At 71.4% G+C, this 4,705-nt stretch carries 4 protein-coding genes and 1 pseudogene; 2 read left to right on the top strand and 3 right to left on the bottom strand.

Annotation, left to right across the window (positions count from 1 at the left end):
• The first annotated feature begins 68 nt into the window (after positions 1–68).
• Positions 69–1,040 (top strand): DUF368 domain-containing protein, encoded by a 972-nt coding sequence (locus G6021_RS06700; RefSeq protein WP_241731964.1) that lies wholly within the window; start codon positions 69–71, stop codon positions 1,038–1,040.
• Positions 1,041–1,080: 40 nt separating this feature from the next.
• Here G6021_RS06700 and G6021_RS06695 read toward each other — a convergent pair whose 3' ends face one another.
• From G6021_RS06695 to G6021_RS06685, 3 genes are read right to left on the bottom strand one after another with little or no spacing between them, the layout of a single operon-like run.
• The gene (locus tag G6021_RS06695; protein ID WP_182610750.1) at positions 1,081–1,668 is read right to left on the bottom strand and encodes a dihydrofolate reductase family protein; all 588 of its coding nucleotides are present in this window, start codon (positions 1,666–1,668) and stop codon (positions 1,081–1,083) included.
• A 57-nt stretch (positions 1,669–1,725) separates the two neighbouring features.
• The gene (locus tag G6021_RS06690) at positions 1,726–2,709 is read right to left on the bottom strand and encodes an SRPBCC family protein (RefSeq protein WP_182610751.1); all 984 of its coding nucleotides are present in this window, start codon (positions 2,707–2,709) and stop codon (positions 1,726–1,728) included.
• Positions 2,710–2,755: 46 nt separating this feature from the next.
• Complete coding sequence (locus tag G6021_RS06685) at positions 2,756–3,103, bottom strand: metalloregulator ArsR/SmtB family transcription factor (protein WP_179523520.1); 348 nt, start codon at positions 3,101–3,103, stop codon at positions 2,756–2,758.
• Positions 3,104–3,195: 92 nt separating this feature from the next.
• Between G6021_RS06685 and G6021_RS06680 the strand changes: the two are divergent.
• A pseudogene (locus G6021_RS06680) lies at positions 3,196–4,705 on the top strand (helicase SNF2); the annotation flags it as partial.

Below are 4,705 nucleotides of genomic sequence, written 5' to 3'. Positions count from 1 at the left end.
AACCGGGCGGGACGCCCCCCGGCGCCGCAGCGGAGTCGGTTCATCACGACCCCGTCGCGGACTCGGATCTGGACCCGCGGTCGCCGCTCCCCGCCCGACCCGGGCCGCTCGGGATGGTCGGGAACGCACTGCGCGGTGCGCTGATCGGCATGGCCGAGCTCGTGCCCGGCGTCTCGGGCGGCACGGTCGCACTGGTGACCGGCGTGTACCCACGGTTGCTGGACTCGGGCGCGCACGTGGTGGACGGGATGCGGTCGGCGATCCTCGGCCCGGACCGCCGGGCGCGCACGTCCGCGGCCTTCCGTCACGTGGACTGGTGGCTGCTGCTCCCGCTCGCGGTGGGCATGCTGGCGATGGTCTTCACCATGGCCGGGGTGCTCAAGGGCTTCGTCGAGGGGAGCCCGGAGATCGCACGCGGGCTGTTCCTCGGCATGGTCGCGGCGAGCATCGCGGTGCCGCTGGGGATGGCGCGGGCCACCCCGGGTGGACGGAACTGGGCTCTGGGGCTGATCTTCGTCGGCGGCGCGGGGCTGGCGTTCGTGCTGTCCGGGTTGCCCAGCGGGACGATCAGCGACCCGTCCTACCTGCTGGTGTTCGTGGCCGCCGCGGTGGCGATCTGCGCGCTGGTCCTGCCCGGTGTGTCGGGTTCGTACCTGCTGCTCGCGATGGGGCTCTACGCGCCGACCCTCGGAGCCGTGGACGACCGGAACTTCGCCTACCTCGGGGTGTTCGCGCTCGGTGCGCTCGTCGGGATCTCGCTCTTCGTCAAGATCCTCGACCGGTTGCTCGAGGACTTCCGCAAGCCCACCCTCATCGCCATGGCCGGCCTGATGCTCGGCTCCCTGCGGGCCCTGTGGCCCTGGCAGACCGAGGAGGCCGACATCCTGGCGCCGGGGTCCGACTGGCCGGTCGTCCTGGCCGCGGTGGGGGTCGGCGTCGTGGTGGTGATGATCGTCCTGGCCGTCGAACGGTTCTTCGCGGCCAAGGCGGCGACCACGGACCCGGACCCGCGGGTCACGGCGCTCGAGGACCGGGAGTAGGCGGCCCGGCCGGATCGATGATCAACTGCGGCGTCGACCGTCAGTCGTCCTCCTTCCGGGCGACGTCGAAGACCATCTTCTGGACGCCGTTGCCGTAGGCCTCGTGCTCGGTGAGGATTAGCGGGATGGCGTCGACGTCGGCCGCGCCGAAGAGGCGCCGTCCCGCGCCGAGCAGGAGCGGGAAGACCAGGAGGTGGTACCGGTCGACCAGGCCCGCCTCGGACAGGGAGTGGCCGAGGGTCGCGCTGCCGTGGACGAGGATCGGGCCGCCGTCGGTCTCCTTGAGCCGCGCCACGTCCTCGACCGAACGCAGGATGGTCGTCGGTCCCCAGTTGTCCACGAGGTCGTCGGCGGTCAGGGTGGTGGACACCACGTACTTCGGTAGTCCGTTGTACCTGGCGAAGTCCTCCGTCATCTCCGGCCAGACCGGGGAGAACGCCTCGTAGCTGCGGCGACCCAGTAGGAGGGCGGTGGCCTCGTCCTGCTCGCGTCCCTTGATCTCGTAGGCGGCCTCGTCGAAGGGGATGTCCCGGTAGGTCCAGCCGGCGTTGCGGTAGCCCTCCTCGCCGCCGGGTGCCTCCATGACCCCGTCGAGCGACATGAAGGCGGTGATGATGAGCGTGCGCATGTGGGTCCTCTCGGTGTGCGCTGGTGTCGTGGCGCGGGGAGGGCGCCCGGTGACGTCTCAGGCGTGGGCCAGGACCTCCGACTCGAGCCGCCGGTACCCGGCCTCCATCCCGTCGACCATGCCGGTGCCGAGGATCATGTCGCGGAGCTCGGCGCTGTCGTAGGTGATGACGAGCGTCATCAGGGTCCCGTCCCCGACGGCTGTGAGGGTCTGCTCGTTGCGCGTCGGTGGCGCGTCGGCCCCCTCCATCGTCTCGGTGAAGACCTCGCGGTGCGGAGGGTCGGTCTCGATGAGCTCTCCGACGAGCGCGAACGCCTCGCCCTCGACCCCGGCGTCGGGGGCCCACTCGAAGCGGGTGGTCTCGCCGGGCGCTGAGGCGACCCGGCAGCCGACCAGGGCCCAGCCGTCGGGGCCGTGGAACCACCGGTTCAGCAGTTCCGGCTCGTGGTGTGCGTCCCAGACCTGCTGGGGTGTGCCCCGCAGGATCCGGGTGAAGCGCACCTGCGTGTCGCTGAGGAGCTGCGCTGCGGTCGCGCGGTCGGCGGCGAAGGAGCGCAGGTCTGCCAGGACGTCGTCGATCTGCGCCATCGCGGAGCGGGTGCCCTCCTCCATGCCCAGCTCGAGCAGCTGCTCGAGTTGGTCGAGGCTGGTGAAGTACGTGGTGGTGGTCAGGCGGGCGCCGCTGTCGGTCTCCTCGAAGGAGAACACCGCGCGCATCGTCGGCATCTCGGGGTTGGGGCGGCCGTCCTCGTCGGTGAAACCGTCCAGGATCTCGAACGAGCCCCCCTCGATCACGGACAGGTACTCCCAGTAGCCGCCGCTGCGGGCTCCGTCCGGCCCGGTCATGTAGTACTCGGACCGGCCGCCCGGGTAGATGTCGTGACGGGTGAAGGTCGCCGGCCACTCCGGCGGTCCCCAGAACCTCTCGAGCTGGCGCGGGTCCACGTACGCGTCCCAGAGCCGGCGGACCGTCACGGGGAAGTCGGCGACGATGGTCATCGTCAGCTCCTCGAGGTCCTTGTCTACGGATGTCACTGGCATGATCGGATCCTTCTCCCTCGGTGGTGGTCGTACATTGTGCTTGTGGTCAGTCGTCGGCGAGCAGGGCGTCGAGCCTGTCGATGCGCCCCCGCCAGAGGCGCTCGAAGCCGTCCAACAGGGTCTGGGCCCTGCGGATCGCCTCGGGGTTGCCCCGGATCCGGCGTTCGCGTCCGTGGCGGTCGTCGGTCACGAGTCCGGCCTCCTCGAGGACGTTGACGTGCTTGCGGACCGCCGCGAACGACATGTCGTAGTGATGGGCGAGGTCGGAGATGGAGCACTCGTCGGTGAGCGTGCGACGGACGATGTCCCGGCGTGTGGCGTCGGCCAGCGCCCGGAACAACCGATCCACGTCGTCGTCACTGAGATCCACCCCGCGTGTGTGATATGAAACCATTTGGTTTCATGTTAGGTCGCGGCGGGGACCGGGTCAATGGTGCGGCCCAACTCGCCCGCCGCGATGTCGTGGGTCGCCCCTACTCTGGGTGCGTGCGGTCGAGCGTGAGGGTCCCCGAGTCCGAGGTCGAGCGGTTCGTCGGGACGGCGGCCCTGGCACGTGCGCGCCCTTATGTGAACCCGGACGCAATCGGCGACGTGAGCTACAACCCCGGTTCGCGGACGCTGTCCGCACTGGTCACGGGCAGCGGCGGGCGCCGGTATCGGACCGAGGTCGCCTTCGGGCATCCCGATGCGAGCGGTTGGTCCCGGCCGAAGCTCAGCACGTGCACGTGCCCGGTGGCGATGCGGTGCAAGCACGCCGCGGCGCTCATGTTGTTCGCCGGCGTGGATCCGGACGGCGGCGCACACAGCGGGGTAGGCGGCGGGGAACCGGTACCTGAATGGCGGCGGCGGGTCGAAGAGATGATGCACGGCACGGCGCAGCAGGCCCGACCGCGGGAGTCCGAGGTCTATGGACTGCAGCTGTCGGTGGTGGCGGACGAGACCGTGGACGACGGCTGGACCGGTGGGTTGCGGCCCGGGTTGGGCAACCGGCTCCGGGCGCGCATCGTGGTCCCGGGCAGGGGCGGGCGGTGGAAGTCGGCGGGGGTGGAATGGGACCGGCTGCGCTACGGCTGGACCGCGGACATGAGCGCCGCCCAGACAAGCTGGTTCCGCGCCGTGGACGCGCTGGCCCGTAGTCGTCGTCAGGCCAGGGTGTGGTTGGACCTGTGCGATGCCGAGGTCCCCGCACTGTGGCCGCTCATCTCCACCGCCGCCGAGGCCGAGGTGGAGATCGTCCCCGATGACGGCCTGCACGACGTCCGGCCCGGGCCGCGCCGGCGCGTCGGGCTCACGGCCTGGTCACCCGATGGCCTGCAGGTGGTGGTCACCGCCGCGGCGGAGATACTGCCCGACGCCGACGGCGCCCAGGAGATGCCCGACGACGACGAGGAACACGACCGCCCCCTGCCGGGCGCACTCGTGGGGGAGCGCGGGGACCTGGTCGCGGTGGTCCGCGACAGGGTGTTGGAGCTCTGCCCGGTCGGGCGGCTCGACCACGGGGTGGCCCGCGATCTGCGCCGATGGCGTGAGCTGACCATCCCGGACGAGGCGGTGCCCGAGTTCTGCGGCGAGTTCCTCCCCGGTCTCGTCGACGCCTACCCGGTGGTCGACCGCGCCGGTCGCCTGGAGCTGCCCGAGCTGGACCGGGTCGAGTTCGACCTCGTGATCCGCCGGTACGCCGGGCCCGGCTCCGCGGACGGGCCGGACCTCGTCGCGGAGTGGTCCCGGCTCGACGTGCTGCGGATGAGCGACGGCACCGAGACGACGCGTCGTCGTCCGCTCACGGCCGGGGACCTGGGTGACGCCGGACCGGTCCTGGCGAACCGCGAGTCGCTCGAGCTCGCGGTGAGAGTCGATGAGGTCGGGTGGGGGTGGGTCGTCACGGCTGGGTCCTGGCGGGTCACCGGGCACGACGCTGCGGTGCTGCTGGCGGACGGGGTGCCCGCGTTGCGCGCCCTCGACGGCGTCCGGGTGACCGTGCGAGACGGGGTCCCGG

Origin of the sequence: Dietzia sp. CW19 (assembly GCF_014145265.1) — a bacterium.
GTDB lineage: Bacteria > Actinomycetota > Actinomycetes > Mycobacteriales > Mycobacteriaceae > Dietzia > Dietzia natronolimnaea.
The sequence above is the reverse complement of the archived record's forward strand: the minus strand, read 5'-3'. Positions and strand labels throughout refer to the sequence as shown.